The 18129-nt window shown below is 47.8% G+C and carries 20 protein-coding genes; 11 read left to right on the top strand and 9 right to left on the bottom strand.

What is annotated here, in order from left to right:
- Nucleotides 1-98: 98 nt before the first annotated feature.
- The 6 genes from AT705_RS06055 to AT705_RS06030 form a co-directional block, all read right to left on the bottom strand.
- Nucleotides 99-1055 (bottom strand): hypothetical protein, encoded by a 957-nt coding sequence (locus tag AT705_RS06055; RefSeq protein ID WP_058795901.1) that lies wholly within the window; start codon nt 1053-1055, stop codon nt 99-101.
- Nucleotides 1056-1305: 250 nt separating this feature from the next.
- Nucleotides 1306-3870, bottom strand: a complete 2565-nt coding sequence (locus AT705_RS06050; RefSeq protein WP_058795900.1) for an Ig-like domain-containing protein — start codon at nt 3868-3870, stop codon at nt 1306-1308.
- A 73-nt stretch (nt 3871-3943) separates the two neighbouring features.
- Entirely contained in the window at nt 3944-4783 is an 840-nt protein-coding gene (locus AT705_RS06045) for a mechanosensitive ion channel family protein (protein ID WP_058795899.1), read from the bottom strand.
- Nucleotides 4784-4855: 72 nt separating this feature from the next.
- Nucleotides 4856-5548 carry an LrgB family protein gene (locus tag AT705_RS06040; protein ID WP_058795898.1) on the bottom strand — a complete coding sequence of 231 codons (693 nt, stop codon included), beginning with the start codon at nt 5546-5548 and terminating at the stop codon, nt 4856-4858.
- Nucleotides 5541-5897 carry a CidA/LrgA family protein gene (locus AT705_RS06035; protein ID WP_167551977.1) on the bottom strand — a complete coding sequence of 119 codons (357 nt, stop codon included), beginning with the start codon at nt 5895-5897 and terminating at the stop codon, nt 5541-5543. Before AT705_RS06035 ends, AT705_RS06040 begins: the two co-directional genes overlap by 8 nt.
- 70 nt (nt 5898-5967) lie before the next feature.
- Entirely contained in the window at nt 5968-6762 is a 795-nt protein-coding gene (locus AT705_RS06030; protein ID WP_058795896.1) for a crotonase/enoyl-CoA hydratase family protein, read from the bottom strand.
- A 217-nt stretch (nt 6763-6979) separates the two neighbouring features.
- Here AT705_RS06030 and AT705_RS06025 point away from each other — a divergent pair, with 217 nt between their 5' ends.
- The 3 genes from AT705_RS06025 to AT705_RS06015 are packed head-to-tail and all read left to right on the top strand — an operon-like array spanning nt 6980 to nt 8592.
- On the top strand, nt 6980-7297 hold the full coding sequence (locus AT705_RS06025) for a DUF440 family protein (protein ID WP_058795895.1): 318 nt from the start codon (nt 6980-6982) through the stop codon (nt 7295-7297).
- Nucleotides 7298-7311: 14 nt separating this feature from the next.
- A complete protein-coding gene (locus AT705_RS06020) occupies nt 7312-8139 on the top strand; it encodes a DUF481 domain-containing protein (protein WP_058795894.1) in 828 nt (275 codons plus the stop codon).
- Nucleotides 8140-8151: 12 nt separating this feature from the next.
- On the top strand, nt 8152-8592 hold the full coding sequence (locus AT705_RS06015; RefSeq protein WP_058795893.1) for a hypothetical protein: 441 nt from the start codon (nt 8152-8154) through the stop codon (nt 8590-8592).
- Between the two features lie 31 nt (nt 8593-8623).
- On the opposite strand, the gene AT705_RS06010 is transcribed toward AT705_RS06015, so the two are convergent.
- The gene (locus tag AT705_RS06010) at nt 8624-9103 is read right to left on the bottom strand and encodes an FKBP-type peptidyl-prolyl cis-trans isomerase (protein ID WP_058795892.1); all 480 of its coding nucleotides are present in this window, start codon (nt 9101-9103) and stop codon (nt 8624-8626) included.
- Between the two features lie 11 nt (nt 9104-9114).
- Entirely contained in the window at nt 9115-10032 is a 918-nt protein-coding gene (gene ygfZ / locus AT705_RS06005; protein ID WP_058795891.1) for a CAF17-like 4Fe-4S cluster assembly/insertion protein YgfZ, read from the bottom strand.
- Between the two features lie 161 nt (nt 10033-10193).
- Here ygfZ and AT705_RS06000 point away from each other — a divergent pair, with 161 nt between their 5' ends.
- Both AT705_RS06000 and AT705_RS25190 read left to right on the top strand, forming a co-directional pair.
- A complete protein-coding gene (locus AT705_RS06000; protein WP_010382320.1) occupies nt 10194-10445 on the top strand; it encodes an FAD assembly factor SdhE in 252 nt (83 codons plus the stop codon).
- A gap of 61 nt (nt 10446-10506) precedes the next feature.
- On the top strand, nt 10507-10836 hold the full coding sequence (locus tag AT705_RS25190) for a protein YgfX (RefSeq protein WP_335339064.1): 330 nt from the start codon (nt 10507-10509) through the stop codon (nt 10834-10836).
- Between the two features lie 22 nt (nt 10837-10858).
- On the opposite strand, the gene nadB is transcribed toward AT705_RS25190, so the two are convergent.
- Nucleotides 10859-12487 carry an L-aspartate oxidase gene (gene nadB, locus AT705_RS05995; RefSeq protein ID WP_058795890.1) on the bottom strand — a complete coding sequence of 543 codons (1629 nt, stop codon included), beginning with the start codon at nt 12485-12487 and terminating at the stop codon, nt 10859-10861.
- Nucleotides 12488-12745: 258 nt separating this feature from the next.
- On the opposite strand from nadB, the gene rpoE reads away from it, so the two are divergent.
- From rpoE to lepB, 6 genes are read left to right on the top strand one after another with little or no spacing between them, the layout of a single operon-like run.
- Nucleotides 12746-13330 (top strand): RNA polymerase sigma factor RpoE, encoded by a 585-nt coding sequence (rpoE, locus tag AT705_RS05990; RefSeq protein WP_046006775.1) that lies wholly within the window; start codon nt 12746-12748, stop codon nt 13328-13330.
- A complete protein-coding gene (locus AT705_RS05985) occupies nt 13327-13926 on the top strand; it encodes a sigma-E factor negative regulatory protein (protein ID WP_058795889.1) in 600 nt (199 codons plus the stop codon). The genes rpoE and AT705_RS05985 overlap by 4 nt, the downstream gene beginning before the upstream one ends.
- Nucleotides 13927-14880: a MucB/RseB C-terminal domain-containing protein gene (locus tag AT705_RS05980; RefSeq protein WP_049864279.1), complete on the top strand. Its 954-nt coding sequence runs from the start codon at nt 13927-13929 to the stop codon at nt 14878-14880.
- Nucleotides 14877-15335, top strand: coding sequence for a SoxR reducing system RseC family protein (locus tag AT705_RS05975; protein WP_058795888.1), 459 nt, complete (start codon nt 14877-14879; stop codon nt 15333-15335). Before AT705_RS05980 ends, AT705_RS05975 begins: the two co-directional genes overlap by 4 nt.
- Before the next feature lie 58 nt (nt 15336-15393).
- Nucleotides 15394-17181 (top strand): translation elongation factor 4, encoded by a 1788-nt coding sequence (lepA, locus tag AT705_RS05970; RefSeq protein ID WP_058795887.1) that lies wholly within the window; start codon nt 15394-15396, stop codon nt 17179-17181.
- Nucleotides 17182-17192: 11 nt separating this feature from the next.
- On the top strand, nt 17193-18128 hold the full coding sequence (gene lepB, locus AT705_RS05965) for a signal peptidase I (protein ID WP_058795886.1): 936 nt from the start codon (nt 17193-17195) through the stop codon (nt 18126-18128).
- Nucleotide 18129 lies beyond the last annotated feature (1 nt).

The following is an 18129-nucleotide window of genomic DNA, read 5'->3' as shown; positions in this document are numbered from 1 at the left end:
CAAGTGTTATTGCCAGTGTGTGTTTGGGGTGGTTGCACGCAGAGAATGTGAGAGGCAAGTCGTAAAGACCTGCCAAAAAAGTTTTAGATAGAGCGGGGTTAACGCAGGAACGGAAAATCAACGCTTTCATGTACTATTTCGAAAGACAATCGGTCGGCAAACTTCGCTTGTACAGCTTTAATTCTGTGAATTCCCGGTTGCTGCTGGGGCCCTCCGCCGATCACAACTTCAATAGACTGGCCAGATAATAAGTCGAAGAGTTGATCTTTTGCTTCCTGACCCAAATCTCTTCCTTGATAAACAAATTCTCCATTGGGAATAGCCTCATCTAATGAGAAAAATTGTTTATCAAAGGTGTCTGCTTTGGTTTCAATCAGGTTGTCGATAGAGGCGCGCAGTTTGCTCTCAACCTTGTTTTCTACGTAATTACTAAGAACCGGAATACTAAGCCCAAGAAAGCTCAGTTTGGCATCAATGTGAATATTTTGAGGGGAGACATTTAAGTTATCTGCTCTGCCAGTGGCTAGGTTATAGTCAGCGGTTGCATCAATTCGGCCTATGGTTAGTCTGAGCTTACCTTTGACTATCCAGCCTGGGATGCCTTTCACTCTGACTTCCCCTGAGCTGTTTAGTCCGAAGCCCCCTGCATATGCAGTTACTCTGCCATTGCTTGAGGGAGATATTTTAACACGCAGATCTCCGGTGATGTCTGCGTCTAGCTTACCTACTTTGTAACTACTTTTGATTCCTGCTCTGATTGAATCAAAAGCCGCTTGTTTTGCGTCATTAATAAGAGCATCCTTTCTTTCATAAACTTTGTTGAGTACCGAGCGTGTATTTCCTAATGGTACTGCTTTACAGATTTCTAAGTCGTTTTTGTATTTAACTCTGACTGTATCGCGTTCAGCGTAGTCATAGAGGCCCGAGCCAAGCCATGACCAAGTGTCTGCATAAAAGTCGCAATCAGCGACATCAACCACTTTAGCTTGTGAAAGCGGAGCCAGCGATAACAACAGTGCGCCAGATAAGACCAAAGCTGAAATTTTAGTTTTCATTGATATTCCTTGTAAAAAGTTTACGGCTGTTAAATAACTAATTAGGAAATGCTATTAGACTGACTTCGACTTTATAGTCCTTCTGAGGTTTAAATAACGTCGAGAGTTTTACTAATACGTATCTAATTAGTAAACAATAATCTAACACTAACATGCAAGTGATATCAATTGTCATTATCATTAAGTTTCTGGTGCTTTTGCGTGACAAGATAAAGGGGTGATTTTTCCCCTTTATCTTGTTGAGGAAGCGTTAAAGTCCCTGATTCATTTCTGTGAGCTTATTGCCTACAGGCACAGAGAAGTTGTAACCATCAAACTTGTCCCAGTTAATTGACCACGTCATAACACCGCCAAAAGCGGGATAAGGCTGGCTGGGCGTAATCGTGCCGCATTGCGTCCCTTTGGTTAGACAGTCCAGTGCCGCAATGATATTGGCAATAGGTGCCTGGCCTGAGTTGGCCGATTGCGGACCTGAGGGTAGCCCAATGGCAACCTGATCATCTCTCAGTGGCATAAAGCGACTGCCATCGGCAAGATCAAAGCCCTCAATTAGCATTTTTGCGTGGGCGACCATCATGTTAACTGAACCCTCAGGGGCACTGCCTGGCTCGTATGGATTGGGCAGTCCACCATTGTTGTAGAGCTGCACATGCAGTAAATCCAGCGTGTCTCTGAGTTCGTTGATCAATGGAATGTATGCGCCCCAGATGCCTGAGTAGGCAATCATACCTCCATGTACATAAGGGTGCTCAGGTGCCATAGTTAAGACCATGTTTCCGCCCATATTCTGCTCTATCTGTTTAATTGCCCTGGGTAAACGAGCTTGTATCTGGGATCCGTGTAACAGGTTTGAGCCACTTTCAAGGTCAATATCCAGGCCATCAAATCCCCACTCCTGAATAATGGCAGTGAGGCTACTGACAAAATTCGCTTCGTCAGCATCTGTGTTTAGCGTAATGGTGCCTTCAGCGCCACCCAGGCTGAGCACAAAAATTTTGCCCTGGGCCTGTAATGCCTGCATATCGGTTTTGAATTTAGCGGGGTCAATGGGTGGGCAGTTAGAGCGGATGTCCTTTTCAAAAGGCTTGAAATGAACCGTACCATTAGAGGAACGGTCGTTTTCTGCAAAGGCAATGTCAATGATGTCCCAGGCATCGGAGATCTGATCCAATGGAATAGGGCAGCCAGCCGGATTAACAAAGTTATGCCAGTAGCCTATGAGTTTATGGGTTTTGCCAACCGGCGGCGCAATGACTGTGACTGTAGCGGCCGGGCTGCTCGCCGTATCTCCCGACGTGCTGGTCGCGGTTGCATAGATACTGTGTTGGCCAACTGTCGCTGGCGCATAGCTAAACTCATAGGGAGCCTGAGTATCGCTGCCAACTTTTACCCCATTGGCATAAAAATCGACCATCGAGATTTGACCGCCGAGCGCCTGAGCATTGGCTTTGATAGAAATCGTATTACCCAATACATATTTAGTACCCGAAGTCGGGGAGGTTAAATCAACGACCAGTGACTGAGCTGTAACCGTAACCTGGATAGTTTGTTGGCTCTGGTTGCTCTCGTTATCGGTTGCAACGGCACTGAGTATAACCGGCCCGGTGTTGGTTGGAGTCCACTCAACAGTCAGTGTATTTTGTGCGGTACTGCCAAGTAAGGTTTGATCAGCAAATAACTCTAACTGCGAGATGGTCCCGTCTGTATCTGAGGCACTGACGGCTATCTGGGTCGGCTGGTTGCGTAGTAAACTGGCATTATCATTAGGCTGAGTAAAGCTAATTTCGGGCGCGATTGCACAGATCCCCAAATCGCTCCAGGCGTCCTGCCAGTGTTGACCTGTGCCGGGCTCATAGGCCCACGCAGCACTGGAACTACACCAGCCAGCGATGTCGCAGCGGTATTTGCGATTATTGTGTGCCACCAGCTCACCACTTTGATAGCTTTGACCAGCTCGATAAGTGCTTAGACCTGCGCAGCCACCTGAGCTTGCTGCACTCACCTGAATGGTCACACTGGCTTCAGCGGTGGCGCCTTTATCGTCTTGTGCAATGACTCTGAGCTGTTTGTTGCCGGGGCTCACGGTCACAAAATCATGGCGAAAAGGCGGGGTACTGAGCGTTGTAAGACGCTGAGCATCTCGCCACATTTCGACCTGCACAACCTGGCCATCGGTGTCAGTGGCCTGCACAGCAAGGCTAACGGTATCGCCAACTTTAAATGCTTGGTTGTTTGTCGGTGTGTCAATGGTGAGAGCAGGTGGGACATTGCCGTTGTCATCTCGCACCGTAATACCAGCTGTTGCAGGTGTACTGAGATTTCCTTTGGCGTCTACTGCCACTGCGCTCACTGTGTGCATGCCCAGCTGTGCAGACCAGGTAAGCTGATAAGGAGGCTGGCTGAGTATACCAATGCTGATGTCGTTGACAAAAAACTCAACCTGGGCGAGATCGCCATCCTGATCACTGGCATTTGCAGCAAAAACAGCGCTGTCATTTTTGTTCAGCACAGCACCATCTGAAGGACTTACCAAGGTAACCACCGGGGCGTTGCCGCTTATGCACTGGCCAAGTTGTCGCCATACGTCAAAGGTATCTGAATTATTCGCAGGCAGTTCATTTTGATTGAACCATTTTGCTTCATAAGCTTGAGCCTGAGCACGCACTTGATCCCCTTTGCGGTACACCGTTGAACTGGACCATTCGGCGAGGGCACTACAGTCATAGTTGGTTGTATCGCCCTGGGCCCAGCTGTGTACTGCAATCATTTGCAGGCCTGCGGCACAGCATATCTTCATTAACTTTCTTGTGTTCATAGATCACTCCGTTTTACATGTTGTATGTTTTGTAGACAAAACATTGACAGCATAGAGTGAAAAACAACCAGGATCAATCTGCGGACGTAGGCTTCTCTTTGATTGTGACAACTCGCTGTGGAAATGGGATTTCTATGTTGGCGGTCTGGATTGCGGAATATATGGCTCCGTTGATAGCCAGTTTATGTTCGATGATTTGAGTAGTCGGCACCCAGAAACGGTAGCTTATTAGTACGGCACTGTCGCCAAATGCTTCAATGCCAACCTGAGCTTGCGGGGTGTCTGCGACCGCTTCATGGTCCGCCAAAATACCATCTATAATCGCAATTGCTTGCTCGGCGTTGGCGCTGTAAGCGATGCCAATTTCTCCTTTCACCAGCGAGTGAGCGAAGGAGTTTTGCATAATTTCACCAATGATATGCTTATTGGGGATCGTGATTTCGACTTTTTCCTCATTGACCAAAATGGTATGACCCAGCTCAATGCTTTTTACCTGACCACACACGCCTTTAACAGCGATTGTATCGCCCACCACAAACGGTCGGGTCGCAATGATGGCTAATCCAGAGCCGTAATTAGATAACATGCCCTGAACTGCCAGGCCAGCCCCCAGTGAGGCCGCACCTATGGCGGCTACAAACGGAGTCACACTGATCCCTATTTTGCCCAGCGCAATGATAGTGAACATAATAATGAGCAGCACTTTGACTACATTGCTGATGAAGTTTGTCAGTGTCACATCAATGTTGTGTCTGAGCATCAGGCGCTCGGTGGCTTTAGCCAGCTTCTTAGCCAGCCATAGCCCGAGCAGTAGGATCACCAGGGCACCAATTAATTTCATACTGTAGGTAACCAGGTAGTCCCGGATCAGCACGTAGTAGTGTTCAATTTGTGCAATTTCTTGTTCTATCATGCTGTGCTCCTGCCTTGCCGTTATGATATTTGTGAATGCTTATCGGTTGATCACATTGGGGTTTCTTTTAGTTTAGCTGATTATGCCCTGTAACAGTGTAAAAAGCACTGGCACCCAGCTCGCTGTGAGCACGGCGCTGACTATCATTGCTGCGGAGGCAAACGCACCGGCGGCAGGGTGATGTTCCATCGCTGCGGCTGTGCCGATTGCGTGGCAGGCCACACCCAGTGCGATGCCTTTGGCCTGAGGTTGTGTCACGCCAGCTAAAGTGAGCAGTGATAAGCCAAACACGCCGCCCAGCACACCAATCAGGATCACCATAATGGCGGCAATACCAGGCAGACCGCTTAGTGTGTCTGTCACGATCAAGGTAATAGGTGTGGTGACTGACAAAGCCATTAACGACGCCATGAGGGGCTCAGGTGCACTAAACCAATGACAGAGCATAAAGGCCGTGATTGTTGCACAGGAGATCCCCAAGAAGCTGCTGAGGCCAATAAGCATCAAATAAGGTCGTATCGCATGGAGTTGTTGATATAACGGCAAAGCGAGGGCAACCACGGCTATTTCAAGAAAGAAACTGATTGGTGTAGTCGCATTGCGGTAGTCAATATAATCAATGTCACCGAACAGCAGAATGGCACTGACCAGCACAATGCAGAGCAACACGGGGTTGAGTATAGGGGAGCGCCAGCGATGATTGATGCGTCGCATGATGGCAAATAAGACCAGCGTGAATGCGCAGCCCACTAGTATATTAATCATGGAACCTGCCCTGACTTGCCAGTTTACCCGTTAGAAATAGGCCTAGTGCGGGTACCAGGATGAGCACGCTTGCCAGCAGCCAGGCATATTGGCTAAATATTGCCATGTAGTTTATCAAGCCAACGCCTGCTGGTATAAAAAACAGTGCCATATATTTTAAAATAGGGTTGCAGGCGGGGAGTAAGTATTTACTCTTTAATAAGCCTGATTGCAACAGCCCAAATAGGATTAACAGCCCCAGCAAAGGTGCAGGCAAGTTCAGAGCAAAGGTTGCTGTGATGAGTTTGGCAGCCCAGAGGCACCCAATCAGAATAGCCAGGGATGCAATAAATCTAAGAGCAGTCATCATAATAGACACGTTCGTGATTAAGCCTTGGGTTATTCTGGATACAATCTGCGTGGCGCACAATGCGACCTTATTACCATTTGCCTCTTGGGCGATAGGGCTTGGCTTGTTCCGTTTGACGGCCATTGTGCATCGCAATGCGGGTATTCTTCGACAGTAATAACTTAATCTGGTACCAGGTTTCCTGCCACAATAGCTTACGTCGAGGCGGATGATAAGCGCGATTGTAAAGATGTTTAATAGCAGCCAGCGCATCGGGCGAGATGTGTGCGAGTTGAGCGAGCCGTTGTTTTATCGTGTCCAGCGGATCGTCGCTGATTTGCGTAATGAGTCCCAGCTCACAGGCTTTATGGGCATCGATACGTTGTGGATTGGAGGCCAGCCAGAGCGCTTGATCATGACGCACAATACCTGGCAACATGATGCTGGTACTCATATCCGGACACAGTCCCCAGCGCGCTTCCATAATGGCGAATTGAGCATCGGGTGATACAATGCGATAGTCTGCCCCCAGTGCGATGTGTAAACCCCCACCCAGGCAATTACCACGGACTAATGCGAAAACAGGCACGGGCAGAGCACGCCAGCCCAGCGCAACGCGCTGTACCAGGTTTGCATTACCTGGCAGCCACTTCCCCAGCAGTGAGAAGATATTGCGGGGTTTTTTCATGACCGCACCGACATCCAGACCAGCGCAAAAATGCGCGCCCTGACCCTGGATCACAACAGCGCGTAACTGATGGTTACGTTTGAGCGTGTGAATAATGTTATCCAGCTGCCTGAACATCTCAAAGGATAACGCATTTTGCTTTTCAGGCCGGGAGAGGGTCACCCAGGCGATGTCATCAATTGTCTCTAACTGGACCATATCTTGCCCTTTTGCTGTTCATCTTCATTATTCTTGTCGAGCCAGCATAGAGTATTTACTTTAAATATGCCACCGTTGAGGGTGGTACCGTGAGTAGGTCAATTTACTGTTTTCATGCATTTGAGCGACATTTTTGTTAAAACTAACTAAAAGCCGTAGCCTTGTAAATTTGCAATTTGCTACTATACCCCTCAATTTTGACAGACGAGGTGATGTAATGTCTGCACGTTTAAGTTCTATCGAAGAAGCAACGCAACAAGCCTATGATATTTTCCTTGAGCTGGCTGGTGATAACCTGACAGCTGAAGACGTTGAGTTGTTCGACAGCCAGAGTGAAGAGTTTGGCTTTATTGAAGACAGTGTCCCTGACGACAGCTGGCATACGTTGGTTGCCTATGATCAGGAAGCTGAAGCTGAGCACTTCATTCAGGTGAGTGTTGGCCTGGAGGTAGCCCAAGGCGATGTCATTTATGCCAAAATTCTGATCAGTCGCGACCTGGATGCGCCTTTTTGCCACATTGTTTGGAAGCAGTAAGAGAAATCAGCGCTGTGAAATACGCCACTTTTTTCCTTGCCTGCGCAGGGGTGCTAGTCAGTACGCAGGCTTTGGCCGTTGATCCGTTTGAAGATTTCCATGAGTATGGAGAGTTATCGGAAGAAGAGATCCATGCGCTTCATGAAGGAGAGTTTTTATACGGCGACGTTGAATTTGGTGCTTTGCTCAATCGGGGTAATACCAGTAATACCGCGTTTAAGCTCAAGAGTAATCTCTATCAGGATTTTAAATACTGGCGTAACCAGTTTAAGTTTGATGGGGCGTATCGTCGCGAGGTTGACCCGGACACAAACATTGAAGACGAAACCGCGTCCCGTTACTTCATTTCAGCCCAAGGTAACTATAAAATAGGGCAGAAGAATACGTCCTTGTTTCTGTATGGCGACTATGAGCTGGATAAGTTTAATGGGCGTGAATACACCACCACTTTTGTTATTGGTTATGGTAAGCGTGTCTTTGAAGGGCGCAAAAATACCGTTGATTTAGATATTGGTCCGGGTTTGTCTATGTACAGGCGAGACGATGAGACCGAGTTAGAGCCTGAGCAGGAAAGGGTTGAGCGTGGTCACCTGTTGCGTGCTGCATTACAGTGGGAGCGCACCGTTTCTAAGCGCACGCGTTTTAATCAGGATATCAGTTATGAAAGATCCGTGTCGGGTCTGGGGGCACGTATTTTTTCAGAAACAGCTTTGATCAGTCAGGTCATGGGCGGTGTTTCTATGAAAGTGGCCTATACCTATCGTTATCACTCCCAGCCTGAAGAAGGCAAAGAAAAAGTAGATAGCGAAATAGGTGTGACGCTCGTTTATAGTTTTAATTAAGGTAGTAAGTGCATGTATAAAAAGACGCAGTGGTCTTGGATAATTTGGGCGTTTTTAGGCTGGTTTGCCACTTTTGTTGCCATGGCAATTTATTTATTAGGTCATAATGCACTACTGTATGGTTTCATTGGTATTTTGGTGCTGATAGGTTACTTGTTCTACGGACTCACTGTGCAGGTAGATAAAGCCCAGCAAACAGTGAGCTGGTGGTTTGGCCCAGGCATACTGAAGAAATCGGTTAAGATAACAGAGTTACAGTCGTTCTCAGCCGTGACAAACTCGTTTCGCCATGGCATTGGTGTCAAGATCACTCATGATGGCTGGGTATATGCGGCACATGGCTTTAAAGCCATTGAGTTTGTGCTTGAGGATGGCTCACAGTACCGCATTGGTACTAACGACCAGGAAGGCGTGCTTGCAGCGCTTGAGGAGATCAAAAAAAGCGCCAAATAGGCGCTTTTTTAAGTATATGGGTAGGTGAGAGCTAGTGAGCACACCCGCCTTCGCTGTGGACGTGACCATGCGCTAGTTCTTCCGCTGTTGCTTCGCGCACATCCAGTATCTCCACATCAAAGTTTAATGTGATACCGGCAAGTGGATGGTTGCCATCAACAATGACTTCGTCGCCTTCTATGCCAATTACTATCACCGTTTGTTCACCTTCGTCTGTGGTAGCACGAAACTGCATACCAACCTCTACTTCCATGTCCTCAAACATGCTTTTAGGCACAGCCTGCATTAAGTTATCGTGGCGCTCGCCATAGCCATTTTGTGGCTCAACAGACACACTGAGCTTGTCTCCGGCCTGCTTGCTCATCAGCGCCTCTTCCAGGCCTGAAATTAAATAACCCGTACCCACGATAAACTCAAGCGGTTCATCATCAAAGGTGTTGTCTATGCTGTTGTCATCATTGTCCAACACAGCGTAGTGCATTTTTACAACGGTATTCGGGGCAATCTTCATAATCTTTCCGCTTAATTGTCTTCTAAAGAGTAGGGGAGTGGCTGAATTGTCAGCTCAACTTCCGGGTGCGTTTTGCAACGCAAAACTGCTGAGTCAGTCAAATCGTTGGCCATCACGGCCAGTGCATAATAGTTCTGATTGGCGCTGTCGTAGGCCTGGTGGATCACTTTACCTGCCCGGCGCCAGTTGTCGCCTTCCAGTTGGACTTCAAGCTCAGACTCCTGAGGATGCGTGCTGGCCTGGCCTTTTAAGATATACAGCGCACGTTTATTTTTACCCAAATAACGCATCCGGGCCACCGTCTCCTGACCAGTATAGCAGCCTTTCTTGAAGCTGATCGCACCCAGCGCCTGTAGGTTTACCATTTGAGGCACGTATTCATCGACACTGGCTTCACCAAGTTGTGGCTCTCCAGCCAGGATTGTGGCCCTGTCAAACGATGTTGGGTCAGTGTGAAGCGCAACATTTTGCGGTAGTGTGTAGCCATGCTCGACAATGAGTAAAAGGCGCTGGGCATCTAATTTCAGTGCTTTGTTATTATCACCAAATGTACAGGCGTTGGCATCTCGAGAAAAGCTAAGCCCTAACAGGTCGCACGTTTGGGCCAGATCATCTGTCAGTATGCCAAGCACCTGATGATGCGTTATTTCAATCTCAACCTTGGCGAATACACCATATTTTTTGAGCTCCCGACAGGAAGCGTCGGTCTCGGCCTGAGACCCGAGCAGCAGATAGGCATCGTTTAATTTACTGAGCCTGAGGGTCGCCCACAATTTACCTTTCGGGCTGCAATGCCCGGCCCAAAGGAAGTTATCATCCGTTAGCAGATTAAGATCCTGGGTGACCTGGCCATGCAGGTAACTTAACTTATCGGCGCCGCTTACAGAGATCAATTGTAAACTAAGAGGATATGCATTTGCTTGTGCCATCTTATTGATCCTTGTTAAAGAATTTACCTAATATTACCGCAAATCTTGCGCCTGAGATAGGCGCGAAGGGCGCGATTATTGTTTCTTCACACAGTTAACGCGCACCGCAGGATACGTTATAATCATGGTGACACAATAAAATTTAAGGGTATGTGGAAATTATGGCTGAGTTGTATTCAAAGGCTCGTACAAAATGGGCATGTCGCCGTGGCATGCTGGAGTTGGATATTTTGCTGGAGCCTTTCGTTGATGAAGCGTACGACCAGTTATCTGAGCAAGATAAGTTGGTGTTTCAACGTTTACTGGAAGTAGAAGACCCCGATTTATTTGCCTGGTTTATGGGCCATGAAGCTTGTCCATATCCTGAGCTGGATACTATGGTAAAGTTTGTTCTTGACCGGGTCCGCGCTTAGTTTTTATTTCCAGCAAAATACACCTGACCACAAAATTATTGTGGTCTTTTTTTGTTGCCTGATGTCAGCGTTGTTCATCGTGACGCCAACACTTTGGTGGTGGCACCTGGCAACGTGTTTTTTGGGATACTACTTTGCCAGACATAAGATGAAACACTATTTCATACTGTCGGGGCAATTGGGGGTGTTACCAGAGCAAGGCACACTCATTGTGTCTGCCGGGCAGCATCGTTGGCAGGGGCAACTCAAGTCTGTACGTCTATACTTCCATTGTTCGCTGTTGCTGACTGTTCAGACAGACAAAGGAACCCGACATATCGGGATCATGCGTCACGCTATGCAAGAAGAATACTGGCGACAATTATGCCGCCAGGTATTTTTGATGGTATAAGGGTTTTCCAGGCTATCTACCGTTATAAAGTGCCGTCAGACTGGCATTTTGGCGCGTCTGAGCTGAGCACTGTCGGCTCTGTAGTTTCAGCACTGTTCGGAAAGTCCAGCGTATAGTGCAATCCTCGGCTCTCTTTTCTGGCCAGCGCACTGCGAATGATCAGCTCAGCCACCTGTACCAGGTTGCGCAGCTCGAGCAGGTTATTACTTACCCTGAAGTGAGAGTAGTATTCCTGAATTTCCTGTTGCAATAATTCAACCCGACGAAGTGCCCGCTCCAGTCGCTTGGTTGAGCGTACAATGCCGACATAGTCCCACATAAATAATCTGAGCTCATGCCAGTTGTGGGTGATCACGACTTCTTCGTCGGAATCATTGACCTGGCTTTCGTCCCATTCAGGTAACTCCGGCGGGAGCGGCTGAGTGTCTATCTTAGCGAGGATGTCCTTAGCCGCGGCATGGGCAAATACAATACACTCAAGCAGCGAATTACTTGCCATGCGGTTGGCACCGTGAAGTCCGGTATAGGCCACTTCGCCTATGGCGTATAAATTACTGATGTCGGTCAGACCGTTAAAGTCTGTCATGACGCCACCACAGGTATAATGTGCCGCCGGGACGACCGGGATCGGCTCTTTGGTGATATCCAGGCCGACACTCAGACATTTGGCATAGATAGTCGGGAAATGTTCGATGATGAAGTCTTTGTCTTTATGAGAAATATCCAGATAGACACAATTGGCGCCCAGACGTTTCATCTCGTAGTCGATAGCACGGGCGACAACATCGCGGGGTGCTAACTCTTCCCGATCATCAAAATCGGGCATAAAGCGGGTCCCATCCGGGCGTCTCAGCAAAGCGCCTTCGCCACGCATGGCTTCGGTGATCAGAAAATTCTGAAGCTCAGGATGGTACAAGCTGGTTGGGTGAAACTGATTGAATTCCATGTTTGCTACACGACAGCCGGCACGCCACGCCATAGCGATACCATCCCCACTGGACACATCCGGGTTAGAGGTATAAAGATACACTTTACTCGCGCCACCTGTTGCCAGGGCAACAAATTTGGCAGTGACCGTTTCGACCCGGTTAGCACGACGGTTATAGACGTACAAGCCATGAACGACCTTGTGGCCTGAGGTGCCCTGGGTGATTAAGTCGATGGCGTTGTATTGTTCCAGTAGCAGAATATTAGGATGCTCCTGGACACGCTCAATCAAAGTTGATTGCACTGCTTTGCCAGTGGCATCGGCGGCGTGCAGTATACGGCGATGACTGTGCCCCCCTTCTCGGGTAAGGTGAAAACGTTCCCGCCCTTTACTGTCAAACTCCATATCAAATGGTACGCCTTGCTCAATCAACCACTTGAGGCATTGCTTGGCATTGGTGGCTGTGTAGTGCACCGCTTCTCTGTCACAGAGGCCGGCACCGGCGGCCAGGGTGTCATCAACGTGTGATTCTATGCTGTCATTCTTTTTATCAAACACCGCAGCTATGCCACCTTGTGCGTATAGAGTTGAGCCTTCGCGCAGCTCGCCTTTACTGAGCACAGTGACGCGGCATGTGTTTGCAAGCGATAAGGCCAGACTTAATCCAGCTGCGCCGCTGCCGACGATAATGACATCTGTTTGGTGTTGAACTTGTTCTTTCATGTTAGTGGGTCTTAGCTAATTAAACCTGTTATTCTGCGTGTTTTGATAATTCTGCTATGCTTAGTCCAGTAAGGCGGCTAGCTGACATATCCAACACCGAATACGTTTATGACGTGACAATACGGGGTATTTTAAAAAAAATATCAAAAAAACAGAACTTTTTATTCAGCACTTAGTCAGAGTAGCTGTAAAAGATGGCAACAATGCGCGACAATGTGTGTGAAAAACAAGTAATAACAAAGAGGAGTACCGGCTCGAATGAGCGAGCAGGATTTAGATTTAGAGATAGTTCGGCGTGTTCAGCAAGGAGATAAAAATGCGTTCAATTTGTTGGTTGCCAAATATCAGAACAAAGTTGCAGCATTGATCTCGCGCTACGTATCCAATTCGGGCGACGTGGCCGATGTAGCACAAGAGGCCTTCATTAAGGCATATCGGGCTTTACCCAATTTTCGGGGCGACAGTGCATTTTACACCTGGCTGTACCGAATAGCGGTTAACTGCTCGAAGAACTATCTGGTGGCACAGGGGCGTAAGCCACCTGCCAATGATGTTGATGCTGAGGAAGCAGAGTTTTATGACGGTGCAGAGCAATTGCGGTCAAATGCATCGCCGGAGAGCTTATTGCTAAGCGATGAGATCAAAGCGGTAATTTTCAGAACCATTGAATCCTTACCCGATGATCTTAAAACCGCGATCACGTTACGCGAGATCGAGGGCATGAGCTATGAAGAAATCGCTGTTGTGATGGATTGTCCGGTAGGCACTGTCAGGTCGAGGATTTTTCGGGCACGTGAGGCCATTGACAATAATATTAACCCACTCATAGGTAATAGTAGATGACGCAATCAAACTTTAATGTCAAAGACGGGCAAGTAACATCCAGTATTTTTGATGCCGAACAGGCACTGGATAATGCCAGTCAGGCACAGTTCGATGCAGATAAGTTTGCCCGTTACGCGCTGATAGGTGATGCAATGCGTAGCCAGCAAAATCAGGCACCTTGTATAGATATCACAGCCAGAATGGCTGATGCGCTAGCAGATGAAGTTACTTATGGCGAACAGGCTCCACAACAAGAGCCGCAAAAAGTACGTCAGGAAGACAATGTCGTTGCGTTGTCAAATTGGCGTAAGCCTCTGGCACAAGTAGCGATCGCTGCAAGTGTCTCTTTGGTCGCTGTGTTGGGTGTTAGTAATTATGCACCACAGGAACAAGCCAATGGTGATTTTCCTGTGTTACAATCGACCCCAGTTACCGGGTCTGTGTCGCCAGTGAGCCTCTCGTCGGAACCTGCACTAGAAAGTGCAGAAAAAGGTTTAAGAGAGTTGCAACAGCAACGTATTGGTGCACTGGTATTGGAGCATCAACGCCAGTCCAGAATGGCACATGCGTTGACTCAACAAGCACAGGAAGAACAAGAGGAACAAAAAAAGTAGATGAAGTGGCTTGCGTTACTACTGGGAGTGGGCCTGAGTGCCCAGGTTGTTGCCAGCGATATCATTAATGCAAAACAGCTGCTCACAGATATGTCTTCTGCCATTCAGGAGCGTAACTTTGATGCATCATTTGTGGTGGTAAAAGGTAAAGGTATGGAACCCTATCGCTGGCTCCATGGTAAAGTGGATGACAGCGAACTGGAAATTCTCAGCCGACAAAATGGTGCTGGTCTGGAAGTAGTGCGGGTCGACAACAAAGTCACTTACTTTGAACCACAAACTCAACCTTATTCTATAGAAACGGACGCCATTGCGGGTCCTATTCCCGAGATTTTGTTTGGCGAGATAGGCAACCTGTCCAATAGCTACGATTTTGTGCTCGGTGGTAAAGAGCGTATCGCCGATCGGGCTGCGCAGCTCGTTCGTCTGGTTTCTAAAGATGAACACAAATACAATTATTGGTTGTGGATCGACATTCAGTCTGCGTTATTGCTTAAAGCTGCGTATGTTACACAGCAAGGTGAAGTGCTGGAGCAATTACAACTTACTCACATCAGTGTGACGGAGCAACCTGCACAGCCTTTGATAGAGTTAAGCAGCAAAGATTTCCCAATGCCTCTGGCTTCTCTGGCAGAGACAGAAAACACCCAAAAGCTACAAAATAACTGGCGTATTGGCTGGTTACCAGAGGGTTTTAAACTGCTCAAATCAGACCGGCATAAGCTGGATTTAAATAATGAACTGGCGGATTACTTTTTGTTTTCTGACGGGCTTGTTGAGTTTTCTGTGTTTGTACAAAGACCTTTATCGGGGCAAAGAGCCAGCGGTGCGCTCAGTTCTGGCGCAACCACGGTTTATGTTCACAACTCAGGTGCATTTGATGTGTCTGTGGTTGGTAAGATCCCTACTATGACGGCCAAAGCAATTGCAGAGTCGGTAACGCGACCATTATGATTGAACAAACACTCACAGTGTCACGCGTCGAGCCTCGTACCGTTTGGCTTGTTGCTGAAGAAAAGCCGGCGTGTGCGGGTTGCAACGGTAAATGTGGCTCGCAGATTTTTAGTAAGCTGTTTGGCAGTCACAAGAAAGCTTTACCCATTGCCTGTGAGGAGCCAGTTCAGGTTGGGCAAAAGATGACCCTGAGGCTGGATGACAGCAAAGTGGTCGAAAATGCTTTATGGGTTTACCTGCTACCGTTGGCAATGGCGTTTGCTGCGATGTTTATTACACATCTTTTTTTGCAGGCGGCTGAGCCCTGGCAAATACTGGCCGCCGTATTGGGCGGTCTGGTTGGCTTCCAAATCGCAAAACAGCGCACAAAAGCACTGCGTCACGACATCAAAGTGATAAAAATTTATCCAATTAGCCTTCCCCTAACGCAAATAGATGGTGATTGCGCCAAATAAATTGTAAAATCGGCGTTTAATCTCTATTTGTGAAAAACAGAAGTTTAGAATCCAGTATATGAAGCACATCCGTAACTTTTCAATTATTGCCCACATCGATCACGGGAAATCGACCCTTTCGGACCGCTTAATCCAGGTATGCGGCGGCTTAACAGATCGCGAGATGCAGCAGCAGGTGCTGGATTCGATGGACCTTGAGCGAGAGCGTGGGATCACCATTAAAGCGCAGAGCGTAACGCTAAATTATAAGGCCAATGACGGCGAGACGTATCAGCTCAACTTTATCGATACACCGGGACACGTAGACTTCAGTTACGAAGTATCTCGTTCGCTGGCTGCCTGTGAAGGCGCCTTGTTGGTTGTTGATGCCGGTCAGGGTGTTGAAGCTCAGACTCTGGCTAACTGTTATACCGCGATTGAAATGGACCTAGAAGTACTGCCAGTGTTGAATAAAATCGACTTGCCGCAGGCTGATCCATTGCGTGTTGCTGAAGAGATTGAAGAAATCGTCGGTATTGAAGCGCTAGAAGCGGTGCAGTGTAGTGCGAAAACCGGTATAGGTATCGATGAGGTACTGGAAATGATCGTGCGCGACGTGCCGCCACCTGAGGGTGAACCAGAGCAACCTTTACAGGCATTGATCATCGACTCCTGGTTTGACTCTTACCAGGGTGTTGTGTCATTGGTACGTATTAAGCACGGTGAGTTACGCCGTGGTGACAAGATTAAGATTATGTCGACAGATCAGACGCACATTGCTGATAAAGTCGGTATTTTCACACCCAAACAAACAGAAACGGGTGTCCTGAAAACGGGTGAAGTAGGCTTCGTGATTGCCGGTATTAAAGACATTCATGGTGCTCCGGTGGGGGATACAATTACCCTGACTAAGGAACCAGCGGAGGAACGTTTACCTGGTTTTAAGCGGGTTAAACCTCAGGTCTATGCGGGTATGTTCCCTATTTCGTCTGATGACTATGAAAATTTCCGTGATGCTTTGAATAAGCTGAGTCTGAATGATGCGTCTTTGTTCTTCGAGCCTGAAAACTCAACAGCACTGGGCTTTGGTTTCCGTTGTGGCTTCCTTGGCATGCTTCACATGGAAATCATTCAGGAGCGTCTTGAACGTGAATATGACATGGACCTCATCACGACGGCACCCACGGTTGTATATGAAGTAGAAACAAAAGATGGGGTGATCCAGATTGATAACCCATCAGACTTACCGCCGGTGAACGACATCATCGAAATCCGCGAGCCGATTGTAGAAGCGAATATTCTGGTACCGCAGGAATACCTGGGCAATGTTATTACTCTGTGTGTTGAAAAGCGTGGCGTACAGACAAAAATGAGCTACCACGGTAAGCAAGTTGCAGTGACCTATGAATTGCCAATGGCCGAAGTCGTCATGGACTTCTTTGATAAGCTTAAGTCGACTAGCCGAGGGTTTGCTTCTCTGGACTACAACTTTAAGCGTTTCCAGGCGTCGGACATGGTCCGTGTGGACATTCTGATCAACGGTGATCGGGTTGATGCCCTGGCGATTATTGCACACCGCGAGAATTCTCAAGGTCGTGGACGCCAGTTGGCAGACGCACTGCGTGAGCTGATCCCGCGTCAGATGTTTGATATTGCTATTCAGGCTGCAATCGGTAACCATGTGATTGCACGAACCACTGTGAAACAGTTACGTAAAAACGTCATCGCGAAGTGTTACGGTGGTGATGTCAGTCGTAAGAAGAAACTACTGCAAAAGCAAAAAGAAGGTAAGAAACGCATGAAGCAGCTGGGCAACGTTGAAGTGCCACAGGATGCTTTCCTGGCGATTCTTAAAGTAGGTAAGTAACAGGAATTATTATGGCAGGTTATTTTTCAGTATTTTTGGTGTTATTGACGCTCGGTTCGGGCTTGATTTGGCTAATCGATCACTTGTTGTATGCGCCAAAGCGTAAAGAGCGTATCGCATTAGCACAAGGCGCGTCTGAGCAGCCGCTCGATGAAGAAATAATTGAGCAGATAGCACCAGTGCCTGCCATCACTGAAAGCGCAAAATCTATTTTCCCTATGATTGCGGCGATAACAGTGTTTCGCTCGTTCATTTTTGAACCCTTCCAGATCCCGTCTGGTTCTATGATGCCTACGTTGCTGGATGGTGATTTTATCCTGGTGCAAAAGTACGCATATGGCATTAAAGATCCGGTCTGGCGTAGTCAATTGGTTGATGTGGATGATCCTCAGCGAGGTGACATTGCGGTATTTAAGTTCCCACTGGATGAGCGCATCGACTTCATTAAGCGCATCATTGGCTTGCCGGGAGATCGCATCGTGTACCGTGATCGTCAGTTATATATTAAGCCTCAGTGTAATGATGGTGAACAGCAGAGGGATGGCTTAGCGTGTGGTGAGTTTAACAAGATCAATCTGGACATTGTTAATCGCGACGAGTTTAAACAAGGCGCGATGCAAATGGTTCGCTTGACCGAAAGTTTGCCTAACGTGATGCACGATGTATTGGTAACGCCGCAATTGCCAGAGCTAACCGAGCGCTATTATCAGCAGCCTGGCACGCGCCGCGACGAGTGGGTAGTTCCTGAGGGGAGCTATTTTGCGATGGGTGATAACCGTAATAACAGTCAGGACAGCCGTATGTGGGGATTTGTACCAAAGGAAAACCTGGTTGGTAAAGCGGTATTTATTTGGATGAGTTTTGATTTTGAAAATGGCCAGGACAGTGTTTTGCCTTCCTGGGTTCCAACAGGAGTTCGGTTTGAACGCCTAGGTAATATTCAGTAGC

The sequence above is a fragment of the Pseudoalteromonas rubra genome, assembly GCF_001482385.1.
GTDB lineage: Bacteria > Pseudomonadota > Gammaproteobacteria > Enterobacterales > Alteromonadaceae > Pseudoalteromonas > Pseudoalteromonas ardens.
This window is presented reverse-complemented; position numbering and strand designations above follow the sequence as displayed.

What these genes read in the sequence shown, in the direction of transcription:
- nadB (WP_058795890.1), bottom strand. Translation starts at nt 12,487, where the DNA reads ATGAAAGAACAAGTTCAACACCAAACAGATGTCATTATCGTCGGCAGC.
- AT705_RS06015 (WP_058795893.1), top strand. Translation starts at nt 8,152, where the DNA reads ATGTATAAAAAGACGCAGTGGTCTTGGATAATTTGGGCGTTTTTAGGC.
- AT705_RS05985 (WP_058795889.1), top strand. Translation starts at nt 13,327, where the DNA reads ATGACGCAATCAAACTTTAATGTCAAAGACGGGCAAGTAACATCCAGT.
- AT705_RS06035 (WP_167551977.1), bottom strand. Translation starts at nt 5,897, where the DNA reads ATGATGACTGCTCTTAGATTTATTGCATCCCTGGCTATTCTGATTGGG.
- AT705_RS05980 (WP_049864279.1), top strand. Translation starts at nt 13,927, where the DNA reads ATGAAGTGGCTTGCGTTACTACTGGGAGTGGGCCTGAGTGCCCAGGTT.
- AT705_RS06025 (WP_058795895.1), top strand. Translation starts at nt 6,980, where the DNA reads ATGTCTGCACGTTTAAGTTCTATCGAAGAAGCAACGCAACAAGCCTAT.
- lepB (WP_058795886.1), top strand. Translation starts at nt 17,193, where the DNA reads ATGGCAGGTTATTTTTCAGTATTTTTGGTGTTATTGACGCTCGGTTCG.
- AT705_RS05975 (WP_058795888.1), top strand. Translation starts at nt 14,877, where the DNA reads ATGATTGAACAAACACTCACAGTGTCACGCGTCGAGCCTCGTACCGTT.
- lepA (WP_058795887.1), top strand. Translation starts at nt 15,394, where the DNA reads ATGAAGCACATCCGTAACTTTTCAATTATTGCCCACATCGATCACGGG.
- AT705_RS06040 (WP_058795898.1), bottom strand. Translation starts at nt 5,548, where the DNA reads ATGATTAATATACTAGTGGGCTGCGCATTCACGCTGGTCTTATTTGCC.
- AT705_RS06055 (WP_058795901.1), bottom strand. Translation starts at nt 1,055, where the DNA reads ATGAAAACTAAAATTTCAGCTTTGGTCTTATCTGGCGCACTGTTGTTA.
- AT705_RS06045 (WP_058795899.1), bottom strand. Translation starts at nt 4,783, where the DNA reads ATGATAGAACAAGAAATTGCACAAATTGAACACTACTACGTGCTGATC.
- AT705_RS06010 (WP_058795892.1), bottom strand. Translation starts at nt 9,103, where the DNA reads ATGAAGATTGCCCCGAATACCGTTGTAAAAATGCACTACGCTGTGTTG.
- rpoE (WP_046006775.1), top strand. Translation starts at nt 12,746, where the DNA reads ATGAGCGAGCAGGATTTAGATTTAGAGATAGTTCGGCGTGTTCAGCAA.
- AT705_RS06050 (WP_058795900.1), bottom strand. Translation starts at nt 3,870, where the DNA reads ATGAACACAAGAAAGTTAATGAAGATATGCTGTGCCGCAGGCCTGCAA.
- AT705_RS25190 (WP_335339064.1), top strand. Translation starts at nt 10,507, where the DNA reads ATGTCAGCGTTGTTCATCGTGACGCCAACACTTTGGTGGTGGCACCTG.
- ygfZ (WP_058795891.1), bottom strand. Translation starts at nt 10,032, where the DNA reads ATGGCACAAGCAAATGCATATCCTCTTAGTTTACAATTGATCTCTGTA.
- AT705_RS06000 (WP_010382320.1), top strand. Translation starts at nt 10,194, where the DNA reads ATGGCTGAGTTGTATTCAAAGGCTCGTACAAAATGGGCATGTCGCCGT.
- AT705_RS06030 (WP_058795896.1), bottom strand. Translation starts at nt 6,762, where the DNA reads ATGGTCCAGTTAGAGACAATTGATGACATCGCCTGGGTGACCCTCTCC.